Source organism: Mycoplana sp. BE70, assembly GCF_031455855.1.
Taxonomy (GTDB): Bacteria; Pseudomonadota; Alphaproteobacteria; order Rhizobiales; family Rhizobiaceae; genus Mycoplana.
In genome coordinates this window covers 1-23,408 of record NZ_JAVDTM010000001.1, presented here as the reverse complement: position 1 = coordinate 23,408, position 23,408 = coordinate 1, and the positions used below count along the sequence as shown (strand labels likewise).

29 protein-coding genes are annotated in these 23,408 nt (G+C 63.1%); 25 read left to right on the top strand and 4 right to left on the bottom strand.

The genetic code is table 11. The annotated features are described in order from the left end of the window. The first annotated feature begins 25 nt into the window (after positions 1-25). The 7 genes from J2Y48_RS00145 to J2Y48_RS00115 all read left to right on the top strand — a co-directional run bounded on the left by J2Y48_RS00145 (position 26) and on the right by J2Y48_RS00115 (position 6,705). Entirely contained in the window at positions 26-1,621 is a 1,596-nt protein-coding gene (locus J2Y48_RS00145; RefSeq protein ID WP_310410891.1) for an ABC transporter substrate-binding protein, read from the top strand. Between the two features lie 94 nt (positions 1,622-1,715). Beyond that, positions 1,716-2,720, top strand: coding sequence for an ABC transporter permease subunit (locus J2Y48_RS00140; protein ID WP_310410889.1), 1,005 nt, complete (start codon positions 1,716-1,718; stop codon positions 2,718-2,720). A gap of 11 nt (positions 2,721-2,731) precedes the next feature. After that, positions 2,732-3,652, top strand: a complete 921-nt coding sequence (locus tag J2Y48_RS00135; protein ID WP_310410887.1) for an ABC transporter permease subunit — start codon at positions 2,732-2,734, stop codon at positions 3,650-3,652. A gap of 5 nt (positions 3,653-3,657) precedes the next feature. After that, complete coding sequence (locus J2Y48_RS00130; RefSeq protein ID WP_310410885.1) at positions 3,658-4,671, top strand: ABC transporter ATP-binding protein; 1,014 nt, start codon at positions 3,658-3,660, stop codon at positions 4,669-4,671. Further along, positions 4,671-5,621 carry a peptide ABC transporter ATP-binding protein gene (locus tag J2Y48_RS00125; protein ID WP_310410881.1) on the top strand — a complete coding sequence of 317 codons (951 nt, stop codon included), beginning with the start codon at positions 4,671-4,673 and terminating at the stop codon, positions 5,619-5,621. The genes J2Y48_RS00130 and J2Y48_RS00125 overlap by 1 nt, the downstream gene beginning before the upstream one ends. A gap of 3 nt (positions 5,622-5,624) precedes the next feature. Continuing rightward, positions 5,625-6,182 carry a gluconokinase gene (locus J2Y48_RS00120; RefSeq protein ID WP_310410879.1) on the top strand — a complete coding sequence of 186 codons (558 nt, stop codon included), beginning with the start codon at positions 5,625-5,627 and terminating at the stop codon, positions 6,180-6,182. 175 nt (positions 6,183-6,357) lie between these two features. Next, a complete protein-coding gene (locus J2Y48_RS00115) occupies positions 6,358-6,705 on the top strand; it encodes a RidA family protein (protein WP_310410876.1) in 348 nt (115 codons plus the stop codon). A 60-nt stretch (positions 6,706-6,765) separates the two neighbouring features. On the opposite strand, the gene J2Y48_RS00110 is transcribed toward J2Y48_RS00115, so the two are convergent. Further along, complete coding sequence (locus tag J2Y48_RS00110) at positions 6,766-7,569, bottom strand: response regulator (RefSeq protein WP_310410873.1); 804 nt, start codon at positions 7,567-7,569, stop codon at positions 6,766-6,768. 149 nt (positions 7,570-7,718) lie between these two features. On the opposite strand from J2Y48_RS00110, the gene J2Y48_RS00105 reads away from it, so the two are divergent. Beyond that, positions 7,719-7,907 carry a NepR family anti-sigma factor gene (locus tag J2Y48_RS00105; protein WP_310410870.1) on the top strand — a complete coding sequence of 63 codons (189 nt, stop codon included), beginning with the start codon at positions 7,719-7,721 and terminating at the stop codon, positions 7,905-7,907. Positions 7,908-7,992: 85 nt separating this feature from the next. Here J2Y48_RS00105 and J2Y48_RS00100 read toward each other — a convergent pair whose 3' ends face one another. After that, positions 7,993-8,253 (bottom strand): glycine zipper domain-containing protein, encoded by a 261-nt coding sequence (locus J2Y48_RS00100; protein ID WP_310410867.1) that lies wholly within the window; start codon positions 8,251-8,253, stop codon positions 7,993-7,995. Between the two features lie 32 nt (positions 8,254-8,285). Beyond that, positions 8,286-8,441 carry a DUF3309 family protein gene (locus J2Y48_RS00095; protein ID WP_310410864.1) on the bottom strand — a complete coding sequence of 52 codons (156 nt, stop codon included), beginning with the start codon at positions 8,439-8,441 and terminating at the stop codon, positions 8,286-8,288. Between the two features lie 162 nt (positions 8,442-8,603). Here J2Y48_RS00095 and J2Y48_RS00090 point away from each other — a divergent pair, with 162 nt between their 5' ends. Beyond that, a complete protein-coding gene (locus J2Y48_RS00090; RefSeq protein ID WP_310410861.1) occupies positions 8,604-8,801 on the top strand; it encodes a CsbD family protein in 198 nt (65 codons plus the stop codon). A 140-nt stretch (positions 8,802-8,941) separates the two neighbouring features. Beyond that, positions 8,942-9,106, top strand: coding sequence for a DUF1328 domain-containing protein (locus J2Y48_RS00085; protein WP_310410858.1), 165 nt, complete (start codon positions 8,942-8,944; stop codon positions 9,104-9,106). A gap of 39 nt (positions 9,107-9,145) precedes the next feature. Here J2Y48_RS00085 and phnF read toward each other — a convergent pair whose 3' ends face one another. Next, entirely contained in the window at positions 9,146-9,877 is a 732-nt protein-coding gene (gene phnF / locus J2Y48_RS00080) for a phosphonate metabolism transcriptional regulator PhnF (protein WP_310410856.1), read from the bottom strand. A gap of 94 nt (positions 9,878-9,971) precedes the next feature. On the opposite strand from phnF, the gene phnG reads away from it, so the two are divergent. The 15 genes from phnG to J2Y48_RS00005 all read left to right on the top strand — a co-directional run bounded on the left by phnG (position 9,972) and on the right by J2Y48_RS00005 (position 22,930). Further along, the gene (phnG, locus tag J2Y48_RS00075) at positions 9,972-10,445 is read left to right on the top strand and encodes a phosphonate C-P lyase system protein PhnG (RefSeq protein ID WP_310410853.1); all 474 of its coding nucleotides are present in this window, start codon (positions 9,972-9,974) and stop codon (positions 10,443-10,445) included. Beyond that, the gene (phnH, locus tag J2Y48_RS00070) at positions 10,442-11,050 is read left to right on the top strand and encodes a phosphonate C-P lyase system protein PhnH (RefSeq protein WP_310412657.1); all 609 of its coding nucleotides are present in this window, start codon (positions 10,442-10,444) and stop codon (positions 11,048-11,050) included. Before phnG ends, phnH begins: the two co-directional genes overlap by 4 nt. A 3-nt stretch (positions 11,051-11,053) precedes the next feature. Then, on the top strand, positions 11,054-12,160 hold the full coding sequence (locus J2Y48_RS00065) for a carbon-phosphorus lyase complex subunit PhnI (RefSeq protein WP_310410850.1): 1,107 nt from the start codon (positions 11,054-11,056) through the stop codon (positions 12,158-12,160). After that, positions 12,157-13,044 carry an alpha-D-ribose 1-methylphosphonate 5-phosphate C-P-lyase PhnJ gene (locus tag J2Y48_RS00060; RefSeq protein ID WP_310410846.1) on the top strand — a complete coding sequence of 296 codons (888 nt, stop codon included), beginning with the start codon at positions 12,157-12,159 and terminating at the stop codon, positions 13,042-13,044. The genes J2Y48_RS00065 and J2Y48_RS00060 overlap by 4 nt, the downstream gene beginning before the upstream one ends. Then, positions 13,041-13,817, top strand: coding sequence for a phosphonate C-P lyase system protein PhnK (gene phnK, locus J2Y48_RS00055; protein ID WP_310410843.1), 777 nt, complete (start codon positions 13,041-13,043; stop codon positions 13,815-13,817). The genes J2Y48_RS00060 and phnK overlap by 4 nt, the downstream gene beginning before the upstream one ends. Positions 13,818-13,881: 64 nt before the next feature. After that, on the top strand, positions 13,882-14,589 hold the full coding sequence (gene phnL / locus J2Y48_RS00050) for a phosphonate C-P lyase system protein PhnL (protein ID WP_310410840.1): 708 nt from the start codon (positions 13,882-13,884) through the stop codon (positions 14,587-14,589). Next, a complete protein-coding gene (locus tag J2Y48_RS00045) occupies positions 14,586-15,200 on the top strand; it encodes a DapH/DapD/GlmU-related protein (protein WP_310410837.1) in 615 nt (204 codons plus the stop codon). Before phnL ends, J2Y48_RS00045 begins: the two co-directional genes overlap by 4 nt. Before the next feature lie 132 nt (positions 15,201-15,332). Then, on the top strand, positions 15,333-16,190 hold the full coding sequence (gene phnC, locus J2Y48_RS00040) for a phosphonate ABC transporter ATP-binding protein (protein ID WP_310410834.1): 858 nt from the start codon (positions 15,333-15,335) through the stop codon (positions 16,188-16,190). 81 nt (positions 16,191-16,271) lie between these two features. Next, entirely contained in the window at positions 16,272-17,177 is a 906-nt protein-coding gene (gene phnD, locus J2Y48_RS00035; protein WP_310410832.1) for a phosphonate ABC transporter substrate-binding protein, read from the top strand. 102 nt (positions 17,178-17,279) lie between these two features. Continuing rightward, positions 17,280-18,242 carry a phosphonate ABC transporter, permease protein PhnE gene (gene phnE / locus J2Y48_RS00030; RefSeq protein WP_310410829.1) on the top strand — a complete coding sequence of 321 codons (963 nt, stop codon included), beginning with the start codon at positions 17,280-17,282 and terminating at the stop codon, positions 18,240-18,242. Positions 18,243-18,252: 10 nt separating this feature from the next. Beyond that, positions 18,253-19,767, top strand: a complete 1,515-nt coding sequence (gene phnE, locus J2Y48_RS00025; RefSeq protein ID WP_310410826.1) for a phosphonate ABC transporter, permease protein PhnE — start codon at positions 18,253-18,255, stop codon at positions 19,765-19,767. A 119-nt stretch (positions 19,768-19,886) separates the two neighbouring features. Next, a complete protein-coding gene (locus tag J2Y48_RS00020; protein WP_310410822.1) occupies positions 19,887-20,594 on the top strand; it encodes a DUF1045 domain-containing protein in 708 nt (235 codons plus the stop codon). Position 20,595: 1 nt separating this feature from the next. Further along, on the top strand, positions 20,596-21,735 hold the full coding sequence (locus tag J2Y48_RS00015; RefSeq protein ID WP_310410820.1) for an alpha-D-ribose 1-methylphosphonate 5-triphosphate diphosphatase: 1,140 nt from the start codon (positions 20,596-20,598) through the stop codon (positions 21,733-21,735). Then, entirely contained in the window at positions 21,732-22,337 is a 606-nt protein-coding gene (gene phnN, locus J2Y48_RS00010) for a phosphonate metabolism protein/1,5-bisphosphokinase (PRPP-forming) PhnN (protein ID WP_310410817.1), read from the top strand. Before J2Y48_RS00015 ends, phnN begins: the two co-directional genes overlap by 4 nt. 86 nt (positions 22,338-22,423) lie before the next feature. After that, the gene (locus J2Y48_RS00005) at positions 22,424-22,930 is read left to right on the top strand and encodes a TIGR00645 family protein (RefSeq protein WP_310410814.1); all 507 of its coding nucleotides are present in this window, start codon (positions 22,424-22,426) and stop codon (positions 22,928-22,930) included. Positions 22,931-23,408 lie beyond the last annotated feature (478 nt).

Genomic DNA, 23,408 nt, shown 5'->3' with positions numbered 1-23,408 from the left:
AAAAAGCAAACCTGGGAAGCTCGCTATGAAAAAGCTGACTACTCTCCTCGCGGCGACCGCACTCGCCTCCATGATGGGCTCGGCCGCCTGGTCGAAGACGCTGGTATACTGCTCGGAAGGATCGCCGGAAGGCTTCGATCCCGGCATGTACACCGCTGGAACCACCTTCGACGCGTCCTCGCGCACCGTCTACAGCCGTCTCGTCGAATTCAAGCACGGCGGCACCGAGATCGAACCGGGTCTCGCCGAGAGCTGGGAAGTTTCCGACGACGGCACGGTCTACACCTTCAAGCTCCGCCCGGGCGTGAAGTTCCAGACCACCGAATACTTCACCCCGACCCGCGAACTGACTGCCGACGATGTGATCTTCTCGTTCGAGCGTCAGTACAAGGAAGACAACAAGTGGAACAAGTATGTCGCGGGCGCGTCCTGGGAATACTTCGCCGGCATGGGCTTCCCGGAACTGATCAAGTCGATCGAGAAGGTTGACGACCTGACCGTGAAGTTCACGCTCAACCGTCCGGAAGCACCGTTCCTGGCCAACCTCGGCATGGACTTCGCGTCGATCATGTCGAAGGAATATGCCGACAAGCTCGAAGCCGACGGCAAGATGGAACTGATGAACCAGCAGCCGCTGGGCACCGGCCCCTACACCTTCGTCGCCTACCAGCCCGATGCTGCGATCCGCTACAAGGCAAACCCGGACTACTACGCCGGCCAGCAGAAGATCGACGACCTCGTGTTCGCGATCACGACCGATGCGGCTGTTCGCGCGCAGAAGCTGAAGGCCGGCGAATGCCACATCATGCCTTACCCGAATGCCGCGGACGTTGAAGGCCTCAAGGCCGATCCGAACCTGACGGTGATGGACCAGGCCGGCCTGAACGTCGCCTACCTGGCCTACAACACGCTGGTCGCTCCGTTCGACAAGCCGGAAGTGCGCAAGGCGCTCAACATGGCCGTCAACAAGCAGGCCATCGTCGATGCGGTCTTCCAGGGCGCAGCCACGGTTGCCAAGAACCCGATCCCGCCGACCATGTGGTCGTACAATGACGCCGTCGAGGACGACAAATACGATCCGGAAGCCTCCAAGAAGATGCTGGCCGACGCCGGCGTCTCCGGCCTGAAGATGAAGATCTGGGCCATGCCGGTCTCGCGTCCCTACATGCTCAACGCGCGCCGCGCCGCCGAGCTGATGCAGGCGGACCTGGCAAAGGTCGGCGTCGAGGTCGAGATCGTTTCGTACGAGTGGGCCGAATACCTGAAGCTCTCCTCCGACAAGGCCCGCGACGGCGCGGTCATCCTCGGCTGGACGGGTGACAACGGCGATCCGGACAACTTCATGCATACGCTGCTCGGCTGCGATGCTGTCGGCGGCAACAACCGCGCACAGTGGTGCAACCAGGAATTCGACGACCTGATGACGAAGGCGAAGGTCACCGCTGACGTCGCAGAGCGCACGAAGTACTACGAGGAAGCCCAGGTCATCTTCAAGAAGGAAGCCCCCTGGAACACGCTCGACCACTCGCTCGTCGTCGTCCCGATGAGCAAGAAGGTCTCGGGCTTCATGATGGACCCGCTCGGCATTCACCGTTTTGACGGTGTCGACATCGCCGAGTAAAATGACAAACAGAACAGCACGCCCTTAAGAGCGTGTATGGCCGGCGGTCCGAAGATATTCGGGCCGCCGGTTTTCCAATAAGGGATTGGCTCCCATGCTACGTTTCATCTTCGGCCGCCTGGCCGTTCTGATACCCACCTTCATCGGGGTATCGATCATCGCTTTCTCCTTCATCCGGCTTCTTCCCGGCGACCCGGTCATGCTGATGTCCGGCGAGCGCGTGATGTCGCCCGCGCGCCACGCCGAGCTGATGAACCAGCTCGGGCTCGATCGGCCACTCTACATCCAGTATTTCGACTATCTGGGTGGCCTGCTGACGGGCGATTTCGGCAGCTCGATCGTCACCAAGCGTCCGGTTCTGGAAGACTTCCTGCAGCTGTTCCCGGCAACGCTCGAATTGTCGCTCTGCGCCATCATCGTCGCGGTCTGTCTCGGCATTCCGGCCGGCGTGCTGGCGGCGGTGAAGCGCGGTTCGTGGCTCGATCAGACCATCATGGGCGCCGCCCTCGTCGGCTATTCCATGCCGATCTTCTGGTGGGGCCTGCTGCTCATCATCTTCTTCTCCGGGTATCTCGGCTGGACGCCGGTGTCGGGCCGCATCTCGCTGATGTATTTCTTCCCGCCGGTGACCGGCTTCATGCTGATCGACAGCCTGCTGTCGGGACAGTCCGGTGCCTTCAAATCGGCTGTCACCTACCTGATCCTGCCGACCGTCGTGCTCGCGACGATCCCGCTTGCGGTGATTGCGCGCCAGACGCGCTCGGCGATGCTCGAGGTGCTGGGCGAGGACTACGTCCGTACGGCCCGGTCCAAGGGCCTGTCTCCGTTCCGGATCGTCGGCGTGCACGCGCTGCGCAACGCGATGATCCCCGTCATTACCACGATCGGCCTGCAGGTCGGCGTGCTGCTGGCGGGCGCCATTCTCACCGAGACGATCTTCTCTTGGCCGGGCATCGGCAAGTGGATGGTCGATTCGGTCTTCAAGCGTGACTATGCCGTAGTCCAGGGTGGGTTGATGCTGATCGCCGGCGTGATCATGCTGGTCAACCTGCTCGTCGACCTGACATACGGGTTGGTCAACCCGCGGATCCGGCACTAGGAGGTGGCGCAATGACTGCAATCGAAAGCAAAGCCACCGAAGCCGCAGTGGAAAAAAAGACGGCCACCCACCCTTCCGCCTTGTCGGAGTTCTGGTTCTACTTTTCCCGCAACAAGGGCGCCGTGATCGGCCTCGTCATCTTCCTGGCGATCCTTTTTGTGGCGATCTTCGCGCCGTTCGTGGCACCGCATAGCCCGAGCATCCAGAACCGCGAAATGCTCCTCCTGCCGCCGGTGTGGCATGCGGGCGGAAGTTGGGGACATATCCTGGGCACCGATGCCGTCGGTCGCGATATTCTCTCGCGCCTGATCTACGGCGCGCGCTTTTCGCTCTTCATCGGTCTCGTCGTCGTGACCCTGTCGGTGATTTCGGGCGTTCTGATCGGTCTCGTCGCCGGCTATTTCCGCGGAACGGTCGACACCTTCATCATGCGCATCATGGACATCATCCTGGCGTTCCCGTCGCTGCTTCTGGCGCTCGTGCTGGTGGCTGTCCTGGGGCCGGGCCTGCTGAACGCCATGATCGCGATTTCGCTCGTCAATCAGCCGCATTTCGTCCGTCTGACGCGTGCCTCTGTCATGACCGAGCGCACAAAGGATTATGTGATCGGCTCGCAGGTGGCGGGAGCCGGCACGCTGCGGTTGATGTTCAAGACGATCCTGCCGAACTGTCTGGCGCCGTTGATCGTTCAGGCGACGCTGGCCTTCTCGGCGGCGATCCTGGACGCTGCGGCACTGGGCTTCCTCGGCATGGGCGCCCAGCCGCCGACGCCGGAATGGGGCACGATGCTGGCCGAAGCGCGTGAGTTCATCCAGCGCGCCTGGTGGGTCGTGACCTTCCCGGGCCTTGCCATCCTCATCACCGTGCTCGCCATCAATCTGATGGGCGACGGCCTGCGCGATGCCCTCGACCCCAAGCTGAAGAGGTCGTGAGCGCCATGTCCCTTCTTGAAATCAAAAACCTCACCGTCGAGTTCGAGACGTCCACCGGCCTGTTCCGGGCCGTAGACGGCGTCTCGCTCTCCTGCGACAAGGGTGAAATCCTCTCGATCGTCGGCGAGTCCGGCTCGGGCAAGTCCGTTTCCATGCTGGCCGTAATGGGGCTGTTGCCGTGGACGGCGAAGATCACCGCGGACCGCATGACCTTCGATGGCAAGGACCTGCTGAAGATGTCCGCCCGCGAGCGGCGCAAGATCATCGGCAAGGATATCGCAATGATCTTCCAGGAGCCGATGTCGAGCCTGAACCCGTGCTTCACGGTCGGCTACCAGCTCGGCGAGACGCTGCGTTTTCACATGGGGCTCGGCCGCGCCGCGCGCCGGCAGCGCTCGATCGAGCTTCTGCGCCTCGTCGGCATTCCAGCACCGGAGGACCGGCTGTCGAACTACCCGCACCAGATGTCGGGCGGCATGAGCCAGCGCGTGATGATCGCCATGGCGCTGGCCTGCAACCCGAAGCTGCTCATCGCCGACGAGCCGACCACGGCGCTCGACGTGACGATCCAGGCGCAGATCCTCGATCTGCTGGTGCGCCTGCAGAAGGAGCACGGCATGGCGCTGGTGCTGATCACGCACGACATGGGCGTGGTCGCTGAAACTGCGGAGCGCGTGCAGGTGCAGTATGCCGGCCAGAAGGTGGAAGAGCAGCCGGTCAAGGAACTGTTCCGGGATCCGCATCATCCCTATACGGCCGCACTTCTGTCGTCGCTGCCGGAGCGCGCCACCGTCGGCGGCCGCCTGCCGTCGATCCGGGGCGTGGTCCCTGGCCAGCACGACCGGCCGACGGGCTGTCTGTTCTCGCCGCGCTGTTCGTTTGTAACGGACCAGTGCCGCAAGTCGGTGACGCTGCAGCCGCCGTCGTTTGGCAATGCACTGTGCAACTATCCGCTCGTAAGCGGCGTCCCGCAAAACCATCCCGGCAAGACTGCCGAACTGGCCGAGGAGCGTGCCTGATGAGCCAGCCTGTTCTTCAGGGGAAGGACCTTTCCCGTTTCTATGCCGTCAAGCGCGGCATGTTCAAACCGGAGGCGACCGTCAAGGCGCTGAACGGCGTCACCTTTGAACTGCACTCCGGCAAGACACTCGCCGTCGTCGGCGAGTCGGGCTGTGGCAAGTCCACGCTCGCCCGCCTCGTCACCATGATCGAGGATCCGACCGAGGGCACGCTGCTGATCGACGGCAAGCCGGCCCATGTCGGCGACATGTCGCTGCGCAGCCTCGTGCAGATCGTGTTCCAGAACCCTTATGGCTCGCTCAATCCGCGCCAGAAGGTCGGAACGATTCTCGAGGAGCCGCTCGTCATCAACACCAAGGACGATGCGGCCACCCGGCGCGGCAAGGTCGAGGAGATGATGACCAAGGTGGGCCTGCGGCCGGAACACTATGACCGCTATCCGCATATGTTTTCCGGTGGCCAGCGCCAGCGCATCGCCATTGCCCGCGCGCTGATGCTGCGGCCGAAGGTGCTGGTGCTCGACGAGCCCGTTTCGGCCCTTGATCTGTCGATCCAGGCGCAGGTGCTGAACCTGCTGATGGATCTGCAGAAGGAGATGGGGCTCGCCTATCTCTTCATCTCGCACGGCCTGTCCGTCGTTCGCCATATCGCCGACGAGGTGATGGTGATGTACCTGGGACGGCCGGTGGAGACCGGAACGGCGGAGAGCGTCTTCGCTCATCCGACACATCCCTACACGGCCGCTCTTCTCTCCGCGACCCCGGTCGCCAATCCGGAAGGCAAGCGCGAACGGATCCAGCTTCAAGGCGAGTTGCCCTCTCCGCTGAAGCCGCCGACCGGCTGCCCGTTCAACCCGCGCTGCTGGCGGGCGACCGACGAGTGCCGACAGGCAATGCCGCCGGTCGAAGGAGACGCGCACCACAGCTACGCCTGCTACCATCCGCTCTGAGCGATGACCGCGGCGACCCGGCATCAAGGCGACGCGGCGGCAAAGCCGCGTTGCTTGATCGTTGTCATGGGCGTCAGCGGTTCCGGGAAGACATCCGTCGCCAAGGCGCTTGCGGAGCGGCTGTCGCTGCCCTTCCTGGAAGGCGACCAACTGCACCCGCCTGCCAATGTCGAGAAAATGTCGAGGGGGATACCCCTGACCGACGCCGACCGCTGGCCTTGGCTCGATCGGATCGGTGACGGCCTCCATGCGGCAGCTGCAGCCGGGGAGGGGATCGTCGTGTCCTGCTCGGCGCTCAAACGTACCTATCGTGACCGGCTGCGGGCGGCCGCCGGCGGCGATCTCAATTTTGTCTTTCTCGACGGCAGCCGCGATGTGCTGCTTGCCCGTTTGCAGGCACGGCGAAACCATTTCATGCCGGCAAACCTGCTCGACAGCCAGTTGTCGACGCTGGAGGACCCGACCGGCGAGCGCGGTGTGGTCACGGTCGGCGTCGACGCGCCCCTCGAAGCCATTGTCGAGGACGGTCTCCAGAAACTATCGGTAAACTGGCGTGCTTGAGAGCATTCCGTGGGATGGCCATCGCACCGAGCGGCAGCCTCCACAATCCGGACTGGCAAAGCGCTTTGCGCAATCGTATAGACGTACGCCGCACCAGATGCCCGCTGGCGGGTGGTTGCTGTGTCTGACGGACGCCGGCCACGGGGCTTGACCAGATAACGACAGGAACGAACCCATGACCATTACTCGTATTGAAACCGGCGCGCGCATGAGCCAGGCCGTCATCCACAACGGCACCGTCTACCTCGCGGGCCAGGTTGGCGAAGCCGGCGCGGACGTCGCCACCCAGACGAAGCAGGTACTGGAGCAGATCGACCGCCTCCTGGCGCTCGCCGGCACCGACAAGACGAAGGTCCTCTCTGCCCAGGTCTGGATGGCAGACATGGCCGACTTCCAGAAGATGAATGCCGTTTGGGACGCCTGGGTTGCCCCGGGCCATGCTCCGGCGCGTGCAACGGGCGAGTCGAAGCTGGCGACCTCGGAATACCTCGTCGAGATCATCGTCACGGCCGCCCTGGCCTGAAGCTGATCGCAGCAAAAGCGGGCGGGCCTCCATAGTAGGCCCGCCTTTAGTGTGCGGCGCTCAGGCGCTTTTCGCCAGCCGCGCCTGCTCGCCGAAGAAGAGCGCCTGGCTGATCAGTGCCTTGACCATGTCCGGATTGAACGGCTTGGTCACCAGGAAGGCCGGCTCCGGGCGTTCCCCGGTCAACAGCCTTTCCGGAAACGCGGTGATGAAGATCACCGGAACGCTGCTGCTTTCGAGCATGTCGTTGACGGCGTCGATGCCCGAACTGCCATCGGCAAGCTGGATGTCCGCCAGCACCATCCCCGGAGGCGAGCGCCGGAAGAGCTCGTTCGCCTCGCTGCGGGTTCGGGCGATACCGGTGATCCGGTGGCCAAGGCCAGCGACCATGTCCTCGATGTCCATGGCGATGAGTGGCTCGTCCTCGATGATCAGGATGTCCGTCGTGACTTGTTGGGAGATCTCCGTCGCGGCCTGATCCAGGAACTCGCCGACCTGCGCCTCGCTCACGTCGAGAATGTCGGCACACTCGGCAATGTCGAAGCCCTCCACGGCCACAAGCAGGAAGGCTTTGCGGGCGAGGGGCGCGACATGGTCGAGATTGGCCGCCGCCCGCCGTTCCCAACCGAAAGGTGATTGGGAGGCCTCAGAGATCGTTACCTGCATCGAGTCGAACAGCGAGCAGTAGAGCCTGAACACGCTGATGCGGTCGTCCTTCCTTGCCGGAAAAAGGGAAATATCGTCGATCAATGCTTCAAGCATCGCGGCCACATATGCGTCACCGGAGGTTTGGGAACCCGTCACCGCGCGGGAAAAACGCCGCAACAACGGCAGGTGGGGGGCGATTCGGGTGGATAGCGACATTAACTTCTCCCTCGACACGTTTCGAACTCAGCTCGTTTCCTGTAGATTCAGGCGACGAAAACGACGGTGGCGCGAACTCGAACTCCATTGGATAGGCGGGATCTGCGGCGAAATGAGGATCGTTCACCGGCGGCAAGGAGCACATGGCTATGAACAAGCCGGCTGTCAGCCATAGCAAGCGCGGGCGGACCCGGAACACGCTGAATCCCAACAGCGTGGTGGGCCGAAGGCTGCGATCCTTCTACGACACGATCGAAGCGGAGCCGCTTCCGCAAGAGTTGCTCGATCTTCTCGAAAAGCTCGACGAGGCGGAGCGGAAAGCGAAGACGCCGCGGTAAACCGTGTCCTGCACGCAAGCACGAGACGAAACCGCACGAGAAGAGACGCGCTGTCGGCGCGCCTCTTCTCTCGCGTGTGCCATGCTTAGCGGCAGGGGGCTTCATAGCGACGCCCGTAGCGGTCGCGATAAATGCATCGGCCAGGCTCGCTAGCATTGCCGATGAGAGCTCCGATCGCGCCGCCGGCCACGGCTCCGACCGCGGCACCGCCGACCTTGTTCGTCACGGCGCCGCCGATGATGGCGCCCGATGCCGCGCCGATCGTCGCACCCTTTTCCGTTTGGGTGCAGGATGTGGCCGCGAGTGCCGACAGGGCGATTGTCACTGCAACGATGAGCTGTTTCATTCCGTCTCCTTTTCAAATGAAATATGCGAAGGTCAGATGCGTCCCATCAGGACCAGAATAAGCAGAATGACGATGAGAAGTCCAAGGCCGCCCGACGGCCCATATCCCCAATTACCGCTGTAGCCCCAACGCGGCAGAGCGCCGATCAACAGCAGGATCAAAACGATAAGCAGAATTGTGCCTAACATCGTGCACTCCCGAAAAGGTTGCGACCGAAGTGCTAACGCGCTCGCTACGCTTTTGTTCCTGTTGGGTACTCCTCTGCCCGGAGGGATCGGAGGCGGAACGATCTGGCGCCGCACACGTTCCACCGTCGCAATGCACGTTGCAAAGCAAAGGAAGGATTCGCCATGAATTGGGATATCATCGAGGGCAAGTGGACAGAGTACAAGGGTAAGGCCAAGGCGCAATGGGGCAAGCTGACGGACGATGACCTCGACGTGATCGACGGTCGCCGCATCGAACTGGCCGGCAAGATCCAGCAGCGCTATGGAGTTGCCAAGGAGGAAGCCGAACGTCAGATCGACGAATGGCAAGGCCGTCACTGAGGTTCATTGATAGTTCTAGCGCCGCCACGACATTGCTTGCGGCGGCGCTTATCTTTATCCAGCGTTACCCGCGTTTTCGAACGGGAACTTTCTACGCAACTCCTCGTTTTTCCTCTCGATGACAAAAGAGGAGTTCCACAATGCTCTATTACGCGCTTGTATTTCTCGTCATTGCGCTGATCGCCGGCGTTCTTGGTTTCGGCGGCATCGCAGGCGCATCGGCGGGCATCGCCCAGATCCTGTTCTTCGTGTTCCTGGCGCTGCTCGTCATTTCGCTGCTCTTTGGATGGTCAAGACGGGTTTGAGTGCGGCGGACGATAGGGGCGGCCAGAGTGCCGCTCCTTTCACGTTTCGACGAAGAACTTCACCCGGTCCGCCGCGAAGCGCGACCGGGAATACTGGATTGGCCGGCCATCGGTGTCGGCATTGATCGCCGTCGTTACCAGCAGGATGGCTCCTGGGGACAGTTTCAGCAGCCGCAGGTCGACGCCTTCAGCATGGAACGCGGAAATTTCTGTCGAGCACCTGACATAGTCGTCAATCCCCAGTTCGGCGAGCGCCTTGGTTATTGAACCTGTGCGCTCGTACACGTCGCCGATCGTCGCAAACCGATCGGCGGGGAAGTAACTGGTCGCAGCGGAGATCGGCTTTCCGTCGGCAATTCCCACCGTTTCGAGGCGGATGCAGCTGGCTCCAGCCGCCAGGTTCAACGCCTTGGCGACGATCGGCGAGGCCGGTTCGGTCGTTTGCTGCACCAGCCGCCCCTCCAACTCTTTCGCCTGGCCGCCGAGACCCTGTGAGAAACGCGTCCGGCGCGAGATCGGGAACGTCAGGCGGTCACGCCGCTCGATCAGCGTTCCGATCCCTTGCACGGCACGCACCATGCCCTCATCGGCAAGCGAAGCCAGCGCGCTGCGCACCGTGTGGCGATTAACGCCGAACGTCTCCGCCAGCGTCGCTTCCGACGGCATCATGCTGGTGTCGTCATAGTCCCCATTGTTGATCGCAAGCCGCATCCGGTCGGCAATCTGCCGCCAGAGAGCCACGCCGGATCTGCGCTCGATCGTTTTTCTCATCCCGTCACAAGCCTGTCACCTTGCTTGATTATGACCAGAGCATAAGATGTCTAGTTGTCTAGATCAATAGATGACTGAGCGAGTGGAGATGAAAATGGCAGCACTGCGAAACCAGCCGTCGCCCGGCCCGGAGCCGGATGCGCGCAAGCGGGCGATGGGCCTCCTCGCCAAGGCGACGCGCGCCGAACTCGAGAAGGCCTGGGGGGCGCTGGAAGCCAAGCCCGCGGTTGCTCCGGTCCGCGGCCCCGAGACCGGGCTCGTCATGGTGCGCGGCCGGATCGGCGGTGGCGGCGCGCCGTTCAATCTCGGCGAGGTGACGGCGACACGCGCCAGCGTGCGTCTCGAGAGCGGCGTGGTCGGGCACGGCCAGACCCTTGGAGCCGATGGAGAAAAGGCGCAATTGGCCGCCGTGTTCGATGCCCTTCTCCAGGGCTCCGAGCACGATGCGGCTGTCCGGCGTCTGCTCGACGAGGTTTCCGCCCGCATCGAGGCCGACGACGCGAAGAAGGCTCGCCAGACCGCCGCCACCCGCGTCGACTTCTTCACCATGGTTCGCGGAGACGACTGATGACCGACACCCAGATCTTTTCAGGTGGGTTCCCCGACCCGGTGTTTGCTGCGCAGGCAGTCTTTCGGGTCGTCATGGACTGCATGGCCCGCCCAGGCACGATCGGCAGGATTCCGGCAGGCGCGAGGCCGCTCCAGCCGCTTGAAGCAGCCGCCGGCGCGGTGGCGCTGACGCTCTGCGATCACGACACGTCCGTCTGGCTGACGCCGCAACTCGCCAAGTCGAAGCTGCCCGGTTGGTTGTCGTTCCATACCGGCGCGACGGTGACGGGCGAGAAGCAGGATGCCAGCTTCGCCTTTATCGAGAAGGGGGCCGTGATGCCGGGCTTCGGCGTGTTCTCGCAAGGGACGCAGGAATATCCGGACCGCTCGACGACGATCGTGATCGAGATCGACAGCTTCGAGGGCGGCAGGCCGCTGGTCCTGACCGGGCCAGGGATCCGCGACGAGGTGCGGATTGCGCCGAAGGGGCTGCCGGAAACCTTCCTGTCACTGGCGCAAGCCAATCGCGCCCTCTTCCCCCGCGGCGTGGACCTGATCCTCGTGGCCGGCGACGATGTCGCCTGCCTGCCGCGCACCACAATCATTCGAAACGGAGAGGCCTGAGCCATGTATGTTGCTGTCAAGGGCGGCGAGGCCGCCATTGCCAACGCCCATCGCCTTCTTGCCGATCGCCGTCGCGGCGACCGCAACCTGCCGTCCATCACCATCGAGCAGATCGTCGCGCAACTCGGCCTCGGCGTCGACCGCGTGATGGCGGAGGCTTCGCTTTACGACCGCACCCTTGCGGCACTCGCCATCCGGCAAGCCCGCGGCGACATGATCGAGGCGATCTTCATCCTGCGCGCCTATCGCACCACGTTGCCGCGGTTCGGCTACTCGTTGCCGGTCGAGACTGCAGAGATGGTCGTCGAGCGCCGCGTATCTGCAACCTACAAGGACCTGCCGGGCGGCCAGTTGCTCGGGCCGACCTTCGACTATACGCACCGCCTGCTCGACCCGTCACTTCTGAACGATGAAGCGGTCGAGGCGCCACTGGAGCGCGACGAGGCCGGCGAGCCGATCATGCGCGTCTCCGACATTCTTGCCGGTGAAGGTCTCGTCGAGGATGACGGCAGCCTGCCGGACGGCCATGTTGCAGGTGACCTGACGCGCGAGCCGCTGGAGTTTCCGATGGCGCGGGACCTGCGCCTGCAGGCGCTCGCCCGCGGCGACGAGGGCTTTTTGCTGGCGCTCGGTTACTCCACCCAGCGTGGCTATGCCCGCACCCACCCCTTCGTAGGCGAAGTGCGCATCGGCGAGGTCGAGGTGGAACTGGACATGCCGGAGCTCGGCTTCTCCGTCTCGCTCGGCCGTATCCAGATCACCGAATGCCAGATGATCGCCCAGTTCAAGGGCTCTGCGAAAAACCCGCCGCAGTTCACCCGCGGCTACGGTCTCGTCTTCGGCCAGAGCGAGCGCAAGGCCATGGCCATGTCGCTCGTCGACCGGGCGTTGCGTGCGGAGGAGTTCGGTGAGGACATCGTCGCGCCTGCGCAGGACGAGGAATTCGTCATTTCCCATTCGGACAATGTGCAGGCGACCGGCTTCGTCGAGCACCTGAAACTCCCCCATTACGTGGATTTCCAGGCCGAGCTCGACCTCGTGCGCCGCATGCGGCGCGAATACGAAGCCGCGCAAAACTTGAGCAATGATCTCGCGGAGGCCGCAGAATGACGACGGCAGAACTGGCGACCTACAATTTCGCCTATCTTGACGAACAGACGAAGCGCATGATCCGCCGCGCCATCCTGAAGGCGATCGCCATTCCCGGCTACCAGGTGCCCTTCGCCTCCCGCGAAATGCCGATGCCCTATGGCTGGGGCACCGGCGGCGTGCAGGTGACGGCGGCGATCCTCGGGCCCGATGATGTGCTGAAGGTCATCGACCAGGGCGCCGACGACACGACGAACGCCGTCTCCATCCGCGCCTTTTTCCAGAAGGTCGCCAACGTGGCGGTCACGACCAAAACGCGCGACGCGACGATCATCCAGACGCGCCATCGCATTCCCGAGGAGAAGCTGACGGCCGGCCAGACGCTGGTCTACCAGGTGCCGATCCCCGAACCCTTACGCTTCCTCGAGCCGCGCGAGACCGAGACGCGCAAGATGCATGCGCTCGAAGAATACGGCCTGATGCACGTCAAGCTTTACGAAGACATCGCCAAGAACGGCCATATCGCCACGACCTACGCCTATCCGGTGAAGGTGGAGGGGCGCTACGTCATGGACCCGTCGCCGACGCCGAAATTCGACAATCCGAAGATGCACATGTCGGAAGCGCTCCAGCTCTTCGGTGCGGGGCGCGAGAAGCGGATCTATGCCGTGCCGCCGTTCACCGACGTCGTCAGCCTCGATTTCGAGGACCATCCGTTCGAAATCCAGAAGTTCGATCGTCCCTGCGCGCTCTGCGGCGCGGAGAATGTCTACCTCGACGAAGTCGTGCTCGATGACAAGGGCGGGCGGATGTTCGTCTGCTCGGACACCGATCACTGCGAAGACCGCCGCGACCACGGCCATTGCGGCACCATGCTCGCCTACGACAAGGAAGCTGCACGATGAGCGATGAACCCCTTCTCAAAGTCCGCGACATCTCGAAATTCTATGGCGCGCGCATCGGCTGCCGCAACGTCTCCTTCGAGCTTTGGCCGGGCGAGGTCCTGGCGATTGTCGGCGAATCCGGTTCGGGCAAGACGACGCTGCTCAATTGCCTCGCCACCCGCCTGACGGCGACCTCCGGCACGATCGAATATCGCATGCGCGATGGACAGATGCGCGACCTCGCCCATATGGGCGAAGCCGAACGGCGCTTCCTGATGCGTACCGACTGGGGCTTCGTCCACCAGAACCCGGCCGACGGCCTGCGCATGACGGTCTCCGCCGGCGCCAATGTCGGCGAGCGGTTGATGGCGGTCGGGGAACGCCACTATGGCAACATTCGCGACACCGCCGGCGACTGGCTGCGGCGCGTCGAAATCGGTATCGACCGCATCGACGACCAGCCGCGCGCCTTTTCCGGCGGCATGCGCCAGCGCCTGCAGATCGCCCGCAACCTCGTCACGTCCCCCCGCCTCGTTTTCATGGACGAGCCGACCGGCGGTCTCGACGTTTCGGTGCAGGCGCGTCTGCTCGACCTGGTCCGCGGTCTCGTGCACGACCTCGGGCTTTCGGCGATCATCGTCACCCATGACCTCGCCGTCGCACGCCTCCTGTCGCACCGGATGATGGTGATGAAGGACGGTCTCGTAATCGAACAGGGCCTGACCGACCGCGTTCTCGACGACCCGCGCGAGGCTTACACCCAGCTTCTCGTCTCCTCCATCCTGCAGGTTTGATCTGACCGCCGCGCGCCGGCTCCAGGCTCGGTTGCGCCCGGTCCCAGCAAAGGGACATTCACCCATGGCGACCCCACTCGTCGTATCTGAAGTCACAAAGAGCTTCACCATGCACCTTCGAGACGGCATCCGACTGCCGGTCGTCTCGGATGTCAATTTTTCCGTCAAGGCTGGCGAGTGCGTCGTCCTTGGCGGCCCGTCCGGCATCGGCAAGAGTTCGCTGCTGAAGATGGTCTACGGCAACTACGGCGTCGACGGCGGACAGATCCTCATCGAACACGCCGGCAAGGTGATCGATCTTGCCGGCGCCGATCCGCGCACCGTGCTTGCCGTTCGCCGCGTCACGCTCGGCTATGTCAGCCAGTTCCTGCGCGTCGTGCCGCGGGTTCCCGCCGTCGACGTGGTCGCCGAGCCGCTGCTGGCGGGAGGCGAGATCGCGGCGGTCGCGCGCGAAAGGGCGGAGGAAATGCTGTCCCGGCTGAACCTGCCGCGCGAACTCTGGCAACTGCCGCCCGCCACCTTCTCCGGCGGCGAGCAGCAGCGCGTCAATATCGCCCGCGGCTTCATTACCGACCACCGTATCCTGCTGCTGGACGAGCCGACCGCCTCACTCGATGCGAAGAACCGCGAGATCGTCGTCGGGATGATCGAGGAGAAGAAGCGCGCGGGGGTGGCACTTCTCGGCATCTTCCACGATGACGACGTGCGCACGGAGGTGGCCGACCGGATCATAGACGTTTCCGCTTTCTCGCCCAGAAAGGCCGCCGCGTGACAAAGCTTTCCGAAACGCCGCTGATCGACCCGACCGCGAAAGTGACCGACTGCACGCTCGGCCGCTACACCGAAATCGCCGAGCGGTCCCGCATCAGCGAGACCGAACTCGGCGACTATTCCTACATCATGGAGGACTGCTCGGTCTGGTGCGCCACGATCGGCAAGTTCGCCAACATCGCCTCGTCGGTGCGGATCAACGCCACGAACCACCCGACCTGGCGGGCGACGCTGCACCATTTCACCTATCGCGCTGCCGACTACTGGCCGGATGCCGACAAGGAGGCGGATTTCTTCGCCTGGCGGCGGGCGCATCGCGTGACGATCGGACATGACGTCTGGATTGGTCACGGCGCGACGATCCTGCCCGGGGTCACCGTCGGCAACGGCGCCGTCATCGGCTCCGGGGCCGTCGTCACCAAGGACGTAGCACCCTACACGATCGTCGGCGGGGTGCCGGCGAAACTGATCCGCGAGCGTTTTCCAAGGCAACTTGTCGAACGCTTCGAACGACTTGCCTGGTGGGACTGGGATCATGCCCGGTTGCGTTCCGCACTTGATGACTTCCGCGCGCTCGACGCGGAGAGTTTCCTCGACCGCTACGAGGCCTGAACAAGCGCGAAGCCCGGGAAAACCGGGCTTTGTGGATTGTTACCGAACAGACATGAAACTGACATCCGGCCTTCATTGAGCACCTTTAAAGCCCCCTACAACGTCAATGAATGAACCCTCGAAAGGGATGCCATGTTTCGCCTGATGAACGTCACGCGCCGGTTTGGCGGGAACGCTGCGGTCAACGCGGTCAACATCGACATCCCGCAGGGCCAGATGGTGGGTGTCATCGGTCGCTCCGGTGCGGGCAAGTCCACCTTGCTTCGCATGATTAACCGGCTTGTCGAGCCGACCGAAGGGGCAATCCGCTTTGGCGATGTCGAGGTTTCCGCGTTGCGAGGCGCTGCCCTGCGCAACTGGCAGCGCGACTGCGCGATGATCTTCCAGCAGTTCAACCTGGTGCCCCGCCTCGATGTGCTGACCAACGTGCTGCTCGGCCGTCTCAACCATCGCTCGACGGCGCTCAGCATCCTCAACATGTTCACCCGCGAGGAGCGCATCATGGCGATCGCGGCCCTCGAGCGCCTCGGCATCGAGCAGACGGCACTGCAGATGGCGGGTACGCTGTCTGGCGGCCAGCAGCAACGCGTGGCGATCGCGCGTGCGCTGATGCAGCAGCCGAAGATGATCCTTGCCGACGAGCCGATCGCCTCGCTCGATCCGCTCAACGCCAAGGTCGTGATGGATGCGCTGCGCGACATCAACGAGCGCGAGGGCATCACCGTCATCACCAATCTCCACACGCTCGACACCGCCCGAAACTACTGCGAGCGCATTATCGGCATGTCCGCCGGCAAAGTCGTCTTCGATGGTGCGCCGCGGGATCTCGACGCCGAAGCGGTGCGGTCGATCTATGGCGCGGGTGCCGATGGTGCGGAGATCGATGAGACCATGACATCGACGAGCATTCGTCGCCAGCCTGCCCCGCTCGTGCAGGACAACATCAAGGAATCCGCCAGCGTGAAACCGCTGGCACTGGCCGGCATCTGACGCGGCCAGGATCGAGTGGCCCACGTCAAGGGTCAAAGCCATTCTCAAAGCCGGCGTGGCCGGTCAAACAGGAGAGAAATCATGCTGAAGAAAGCTCTTTTCGGCGCCGTCGCCCTTTTGGCGCTGGTCGGCCACGCCCAGGCTGAAGACCTGAAGGAATTCCGCGTTGGCATCATCGGCGGCGAAAACGAAGCCGATCGCCTGCGCAATTACCAGTGCCTCGGCGACAAGCTGAAGGCCGAGTTCGGTTTCGAGAAGGTCTCCTTCTTCCCGGCTGCCGACTATGACGGTGTGATCCAGGGCCTGCTCGGCGGTACGCTCGACTACGCCGAACTCGGCGCCTCCGGCTTCGCCAAGATCTATCTCGCCGACCCCAAGGCCGTCGAGCCAATCCTGACGACGGTCCAGACCGACGGCTCCACCGGCTACTATTCGATCATGGTCGCCCGCAAGGACAGCGGTATCACCAAGGTCGAAGACCTGAAGGGCAAGAAGCTCGGCTTTGCCGATCCGGATTCCACCTCCGGCTACCTCGTCCCGCTCGTTACGCTTCCGGAATCGATCGGCGCGCCCGTCAAGGAATTCTTCGGCGAGACCGGCTTCGGCGGCGGCCATGAAAACCTCGTCCTCGAAGTGCTGAAGGGCAACTTCGATGCCGGCACGACCTTCGGCTCGGGCGTTGGCGAATTCAAGGACGGCTACACCTCCGGCAACCTGCACAAGATGGTCGAGAAGGGCGTTCTCGACATGAACGACCTGGTCGAGCTGTGGCGCTCGCCGCTGATCCCGAACGGCCCGATCGTCGTGCGCTCCTCGATGGCTGACGACATGAAGGCGAAGTTCAAGCAGTTCATGCTCGACCTGCCGAAGACCGACGCGGCCTGCTTCTCGGCCATCATGGGCGGTGATTTCACCAACTTCACCGAAGTCAACACCGACTTCTACAAGCCGATCATCGACGCCCGCAAGGCAACGATCGGCGGCTGAACCGACTGGGAAATCTGACGGCGTCGGCCGGTTTTGCTGGCTGACGCCATTTTTGAAGGAAGCCTCTTCCATCAGCGTAGAGGCGCAGACGCGGAAAGCGCCATGGCCCTCAACACCCTTCCGAAAGAGTTCAGCGAAAGCGGCGCGCTGATCGAGCGTCACTGGCAGGAGCTCGCCGCCAAGCGCCGGCTTTACTCCTGGGTCGGCTTTGGAATTCTCCTGTTCGCGCTGGGTGGTTCGATGTGGTTTGCCAACGCAACCAATGCCGGCAAGTTCTTCGACCGTCTCCCGCATCTCTTCGACTTCGTCGGCGGCATGATCCCGCGCGACGGCTTCGAGGTGTTCCGCGCTCTATTCGATCTGCCGTCTCCGTATGACGACGGCAGCTTCAAGTACAACTATCCGGAAGGCCGGCTCTACCTGACGGAGAGCTTCTATGTCCCGGAGTATTTCTACAAGATGCTGGAGACGCTCAACATCGCGATCTTCTCCACCATCCTCGGCGCGTTCTTCGGCTTTATCCTCTGCTTTCTGGCGGCGCGAACGCTGATGCCGAACCCCTTCGTTCGCGGCATCGTTCGCCGTCTGATGGAGATCCTGCGCGCCTTTCCGGAGGTGGTGCTGGCGGGCTTCTTCCTTGCGATCTTCTCGCTCGGTCCGCTGCCGGCAGTGATCGCGGTATCGATCCACACGGTCGGCGCATTGGGCAAACTCTTCTTCGAAGTGGTCGAAAACGCCGACATGAAGGCGGAGGAGGGGCTTCGCGCGGCCGGGGGCAACTGGATCGAGCGGGTCTGGTTCGGCATCGTCCCGCAGGTCATGCCGAATTTCATCAGCTACTTCCTGCTGCGCCTCGAGATCAACGTGCGCGCCTCCACCATCATCGGCGCCGTCGGCGGCGGCGGCATCGGCGAATTGCTGCGCCTCTCGATCGGCCAGAACCACCAGGCCAAGACGCTGGCGATCATCCTTCTGCTCTTCCTAACGATCGTCGCCGTCGATCAATTATCTGCCTGGGCAAGACGCCGTTTCGTCGGCGACCAGGCCTTCCAACTTGCACAGTAAGGACCGAACGATGGCCAAGCTTCACATGTCCGAGATGGAACAGGTCGCCGCCCGGCATCCGGAGATTTTCGCGCGTTCCTTCTGGTCTCGCTTACGCACGCCATTGGTTGTGCTGGCCGCGGTGCTCTATGGCCTCTACTGTTGGTGGTTTTTCGCCGTCGGCACGGTGCTCCACAATGCGAATTGGTCTCTCGCCGGCACCTATCTCGCCGACTGGGTGTCCTATGAAGTACGCCCGGAGTTCCGCATGGCGTCCGACGGAACCATGCAAATCCGATACCCGCGCTATTCACCGCTCGGCGACAATCCCAATCCCGACTGGCTGATCGCAACGCGTGAAACGGTGACGCGCACCGTCGAACTGCCGGCGGCCGCAGTGTCGGCGCAGCCCACCGTGAAGAAATCCGCGACAAGCTTCATGGCGCCGGGGGCGGCACTCGGCGGCTCTGCCACGGAGGCAGCGCCGTCAGCCGAAGCAAAGACCGTAACCCGCACCGAGGAGGTCGTGACTCGCGCTGAGGTACTTATGGGACGTTCGACCCGTATCGAAGTCCTTCCCGGCAACGTGGTCGTACAGCACGGTGATGAAACGCTGCACGTAGCCATGGACGGCAAGACCGTCTCGGCTGACAGCGATCCGCTGCCGCAGTGGGCCACCCAGAAGCGCCCCGGCGAGAAGATCGTCATCTCCTTCGGCCTTGCGGGCTGGGCCGAGATCGAGGCGGACGAGGTCAGCATCCGCAAGCGTTTCCTGGGCTGGGCCAATTTCATCTTCGATACCCAGTCGCCCTTCTTCGGCAAACCGGCGGCCGACGTGTTCTCCCTGATCGCCTGGGGCGAGCGCATCGATCCGTCGCGCTCGAACCTGTCGCTCGCCTGGAACAACATCCTCTATAATCACGAATGGCAGCACCTCGACGTCTGGACCAAGCTGTTGCAGACGATCGTGATGGCATTCGTTGGCACGGTGCTGGCGACGCTCGTTGCCTTCCCGCTCGCCTTCGTCGCGGCCCGCAACATCACCCGCAACTGGATCTCGAACCAGTTGACTAAGCGCCTGTTCGATTTCCTCCGCTCGGTCGACATGCTGATCTGGGCACTGTTCTTCACCCGCGCTTTCGGCCCCGGGCCACTGGCCGGCATGTCGGCGATCTTCTTCACCGACACCGGCACGCTCGGAAAGCTCTACTCCGAGGCACTGGAAAACATCGACGACAAGCAGCGCGAGGGGGTCAAATCCGTCGGTGCACCCAACGTCGCCGTTCAGCGCTTTGGCGTCGTGCCGCAGGTACTCCCGGTCTTCGCTTCCCAGGCGCTCTACTTCTGGGAATCCAATACGCGATCGGCGACCATCATCGGTGCCGTGGGCGCCGGCGGCATCGGGCTGAAGCTGTGGGAAGCGATGGCCACCAATTCGGACTGGGAGAACGTCGCCTCCATGGTGGTTCTCATCCTGATCGTGGTCTTCGTATTCGACGGCATTTCAAATGCACTGCGCTCCCGGCTGATGGGACGCAGCCGTTGAGAGGAATGGAAATCGCCGGAGGTCATGGCATGATGCCGCCGCACGAATCCCCGTTGCGCCCGCACCGCGCGCATCCATCTCCGCGAACCGCGACCCCGAATTGAACAGGAAGATCGAATTTGCGTTACGCCCTCTATTTCACGCCTGCAGCCAGCGATGAACTTGCGCTTGCCGCAGCCCGCTGGCTCGGCCGCGACGCATTCAGCGGCGCCACCGTCGGACAACCGACGGTTCCCGAATTTTCATCGGCGGCGCTGGCGGCCCTGACGGCCGATCCGCGGCGCTACGGTTTCCACGCAACCTTGAAGGCGCCGTTTGCATTGGCGGAGGGCTGCACCGAGGCCGAATTTGTCGCCGAGGTCGCCGAATTCGCCGCTGAGATGGAGGCGTTCGACATTCCGGAGGTCGTGATCGGACGGCTGGGGTCCTTCTTCGCCCTTGTCCCTGCGGACGAACACGAACCGCTGCAATCCTTTGCCGGTGAGGTGGTACGCCGCTTTGATCGCTTCCGCGCTCCGCTCTCTTCTGCCGATATCGCAAGGCGCAAGCCGGAGGAACTGGCGAGCGAGGAACGGCAGAACCTTGTCCAGTGGGGCTACCCATACGCATTCGATACTTTCCGTTTCCACATGACTCTGACGGGGAAAGTGCCGGCAGAGGACGCACCTGCGATGGAGCAGGCCCTTGCTCGCCATTTCGCCGCTTTCCACGGCCAGCCGCTTTCCATCACGGGCCTGGCCGTTTTTCGCGAACCTTCCCGCGGCGCCGACTTCACCGTACACTCGCTGTTCCCGCTTGTCGGAACGGCCAACAGAAAGATTGCCTGACATGTCGACCGAACTGACGCTAACCAATGCCCGCATCGTGCTCGAGGACGATGTCATCCACGGTGCGGTGCTGATCCGCGACGGCCTCATTGCCGACATTTCCGACCGGTCGACCGCAACGGGAGAGGACATGGACGGGGACTATCTGCTTCCCGGCCTTGTCGAATTGCATACCGACCATCTGGAGGCCCACTATTCGCCGCGGCCGGGCGTGCGCTGGGACAAGACGGCGGCGATCCAGGCCCACGATGCCCAGGTCGTCACCTCCGGCATCACGACGGTGTTCGACTGCCTGCGCATGGGAGCCGACGAGGATGGCGGCTTCGAGAAGGGCGAGATGCGGGCGATGGCTGACGCGCTCGCCCAGGCAGAACGCGACGATCGCCTGCGCGCCGAGCACCTGATCCACCTGCGCTGCGAGGTCTCGACCGATAACGTGCTCGACCATTTCGAGGAGTTCGAGGATGATCCGAAGGTGCGGCTTGTTTCGCTGATGGATCATGCGCCGGGGCAACGGCAGTTCCAGAGCATGGATCAGTATACGCTCTACTACAAGACCAAGCGCGGTTTGACGGACGAGGCCTTCGCCGAGTTCTGCGAGCGACAGCAGGCGCTGTCGGCGCGCTACGCCAAGCCGCATCGGGATGCGATCGCCGCTCGCTGCGCCGCGCGCGCCATCACCATCGCAAGTCACGACGATGCGACGCTCGAGCACGTCGAGGAGTCGATCGGCTACGGCACCCGGCTCGCCGAATTCCCGACCAGCCTGAACGCGGCCAAGGCCTCCCACGGCGCCGGCATGAGCGTACTGATGGGCGCCCCCAACATTGTCCGCGGAAAGTCGCACTCCGGCAACATCGCCGCGCGCGATCTCGCCGACATCGGCGTGCTCGACGTGCTTTCTTCCGATTACGTCCCCTTCAGCCTCATGCACGCGCCTTTCATCCTCGCCGACGAGATCGCGGCGATCAGTCTGCCACAGGCGGTCGCAATGGTCTCTGCGACACCGGCCAGAACGGTCGGCCTCGACGATCGCGGCCGGATCGCGACCGGCCTTCGCGCCGACCTTGTGCGTGTGCGTCGTCCGAACGGCGTTCCGGTGGTCCGCTCCGTCTGGCGCGAGGGTCGGCGGGTGGCATGACTGGTTCTGCGACGATGTTCACACTCGATACCGAACCAGCCGGTTTTGCTGACCACGGCATGGCGATCGTCGTTGTCGGTCCCAGTGGGGCCGGCAAGGACAGCGTGATGGATTTTGCCGCCCGGCACTTCGCCGGAAACGACCGGGTCGTCTTCGCGCGGCGCGTCATCACGCGGCCGGCGGATGCCGGCAGCGAGGCGCACATCGGCGTCGATGTGGCCACGTTTTCGCGCTTGAAGCAGGAGGGTGCCTTTTGCGTCTCTTGGGACGCGCACGGGCTCTCCTACGGGATCAAGACGGAAATGCTGGACGCGGTGGGGCAGGGGGCCGTCGTGATCGTCAACGGTAGCCGTCAGGCCTTGCCCGATTTCGTCGCGGCCTTTCCGCGACTGAAGATCGTCACGATCACCGCCCACGCCGAAGTGCGGGCCGAGCGACTGGCAAAGCGCGGCCGTGAAGGTGCCGGCGCAATTGCCGCCCGCCTCGACCGCCAACCGCGCGTTGCGGCTGCCGGTCTCGACACCGTCACCATCGACAACAGCGGTCTCCTCAATGTTGCCGGCGACGCTTTCGTTTATCTGTTGCAGTCAACCCTGGATTGATTTCAGCAATCGGCGCTTGCCGGACAAAGGGCCCTTGGTTAATCAAGGCGCGATAAACAGTAGATTCTGATGGAGCGCCATCCCCCATGAAATCCCTCGAAATCCTGGTCGAACGGATCATTCTTTCCAGCCGCTGGATCCTTGTCGCCTTCTATCTCGGGCTGGTCGCGGCACTTGCCGTCTACGCCGTCTCGTTCGCCTACAAATTCCTCAAGGTGGCAAAGAACGTCTTCGCGCTGGACGATGCCGAGATGATCCTCGCCATGCTGGGGCTGATCGATGCGGCGCTGGTGGCGAGCCTGATCCTGATGGTCATGATCTCCGGCTACGAAAACTTCGTCAGCCGCTTCGACCAGGCCGAGAGCGATGTCTCCTTCCTCGGCAAGCTCGATTCCGGCAGCCTGAAGATCAAGGTCGCCTCCTCGATCGTGGCGATCTCGTCGATCCACCTGCTGCAGGTGTTCCTGAACGCCCAGCAGTACACCACCACGCAGCTGATGTGGCTGACCTTCATGCATCTCGCCTTCGTGATCTCGGCCGTGCTGCTCGGCTATCTTGAGAAGATCATGGCGCAGTTGAAGATCAAGGCCTGAGAAGGGCCGATCCAGACCATCGTTGCGAGCGAAGTGGCGCCGCGGAGTTTCCGCCGGCGCCTTTTTCATGCTCCGGGCAGGGCGCTCGCGACCCAGGCCAGGTCCCGTCAGAGCGCCAATGGGCCGCCACGCGACGGCGCGAAGGCCCGTGAAGATTTTTTCCAGCCCGTAAGCGCTGGGAACTCGGGGTTTCCGCTTGGGGCGGCCGACAATTTTCGCAAAACCGTCATTTTTGCTGTTGACTTGGTTTGGGGTTGGGCCTAGAAACCGCCTCACCAACGAGGGCGGCGGCGCTGCTAGCGACTGACGAACTCGCTCTGAAGTTTCCGAATGGATGCGGATTGAGTTGAGGCTGGTTCCGACCGGCGGATGCGATTGCGCCCTTCGGCTTTGGTTGAGACGACTTAGGTTTCGTCTGTTCTTTGACAACTGAATATTGAGAAGAAAGAGAAACGTGGGCGGCGGAGTGTCGCGGACG

Bases quoted from the DNA above. Each gene is read 5' to 3' on its own strand.
- J2Y48_RS00130 (WP_310410885.1), top strand. From the start codon at position 3,658: ATGTCCCTTCTTGAAATCAAAAACCTCACCGTCGAGTTCGAGACGTCC.
- phnK (WP_310410843.1), top strand. From the start codon at position 13,041: ATGAGCGATGAACCCCTTCTCAAAGTCCGCGACATCTCGAAATTCTAT.
- phnD (WP_310410832.1), top strand. From the start codon at position 16,272: ATGCTGAAGAAAGCTCTTTTCGGCGCCGTCGCCCTTTTGGCGCTGGTC.
- J2Y48_RS00100 (WP_310410867.1), bottom strand. From the start codon at position 8,253: ATGAAACAGCTCATCGTTGCAGTGACAATCGCCCTGTCGGCACTCGCG.
- J2Y48_RS00095 (WP_310410864.1), bottom strand. From the start codon at position 8,441: ATGTTAGGCACAATTCTGCTTATCGTTTTGATCCTGCTGTTGATCGGC.
- J2Y48_RS00090 (WP_310410861.1), top strand. From the start codon at position 8,604: ATGAATTGGGATATCATCGAGGGCAAGTGGACAGAGTACAAGGGTAAG.
- phnG (WP_310410853.1), top strand. From the start codon at position 9,972: ATGGCAGCACTGCGAAACCAGCCGTCGCCCGGCCCGGAGCCGGATGCG.
- J2Y48_RS00005 (WP_310410814.1), top strand. From the start codon at position 22,424: ATGAAATCCCTCGAAATCCTGGTCGAACGGATCATTCTTTCCAGCCGC.
- J2Y48_RS00125 (WP_310410881.1), top strand. From the start codon at position 4,671: ATGAGCCAGCCTGTTCTTCAGGGGAAGGACCTTTCCCGTTTCTATGCC.
- J2Y48_RS00065 (WP_310410850.1), top strand. From the start codon at position 11,054: ATGTATGTTGCTGTCAAGGGCGGCGAGGCCGCCATTGCCAACGCCCAT.
- J2Y48_RS00140 (WP_310410889.1), top strand. From the start codon at position 1,716: ATGCTACGTTTCATCTTCGGCCGCCTGGCCGTTCTGATACCCACCTTC.
- J2Y48_RS00015 (WP_310410820.1), top strand. From the start codon at position 20,596: ATGTCGACCGAACTGACGCTAACCAATGCCCGCATCGTGCTCGAGGAC.
- J2Y48_RS00085 (WP_310410858.1), top strand. From the start codon at position 8,942: ATGCTCTATTACGCGCTTGTATTTCTCGTCATTGCGCTGATCGCCGGC.
- J2Y48_RS00110 (WP_310410873.1), bottom strand. From the start codon at position 7,569: ATGTCGCTATCCACCCGAATCGCCCCCCACCTGCCGTTGTTGCGGCGT.
- J2Y48_RS00120 (WP_310410879.1), top strand. From the start codon at position 5,625: ATGACCGCGGCGACCCGGCATCAAGGCGACGCGGCGGCAAAGCCGCGT.
- J2Y48_RS00145 (WP_310410891.1), top strand. From the start codon at position 26: ATGAAAAAGCTGACTACTCTCCTCGCGGCGACCGCACTCGCCTCCATG.
- J2Y48_RS00105 (WP_310410870.1), top strand. From the start codon at position 7,719: ATGAACAAGCCGGCTGTCAGCCATAGCAAGCGCGGGCGGACCCGGAAC.
- phnE (WP_310410829.1), top strand. From the start codon at position 17,280: ATGGCCCTCAACACCCTTCCGAAAGAGTTCAGCGAAAGCGGCGCGCTG.
- phnC (WP_310410834.1), top strand. From the start codon at position 15,333: ATGTTTCGCCTGATGAACGTCACGCGCCGGTTTGGCGGGAACGCTGCG.
- J2Y48_RS00135 (WP_310410887.1), top strand. From the start codon at position 2,732: ATGACTGCAATCGAAAGCAAAGCCACCGAAGCCGCAGTGGAAAAAAAG.
- J2Y48_RS00060 (WP_310410846.1), top strand. From the start codon at position 12,157: ATGACGACGGCAGAACTGGCGACCTACAATTTCGCCTATCTTGACGAA.
- J2Y48_RS00115 (WP_310410876.1), top strand. From the start codon at position 6,358: ATGACCATTACTCGTATTGAAACCGGCGCGCGCATGAGCCAGGCCGTC.
- phnN (WP_310410817.1), top strand. From the start codon at position 21,732: ATGACTGGTTCTGCGACGATGTTCACACTCGATACCGAACCAGCCGGT.
- phnL (WP_310410840.1), top strand. From the start codon at position 13,882: ATGGCGACCCCACTCGTCGTATCTGAAGTCACAAAGAGCTTCACCATG.
- phnE (WP_310410826.1), top strand. From the start codon at position 18,253: ATGGCCAAGCTTCACATGTCCGAGATGGAACAGGTCGCCGCCCGGCAT.
- phnF (WP_310410856.1), bottom strand. From the start codon at position 9,877: ATGAGAAAAACGATCGAGCGCAGATCCGGCGTGGCTCTCTGGCGGCAG.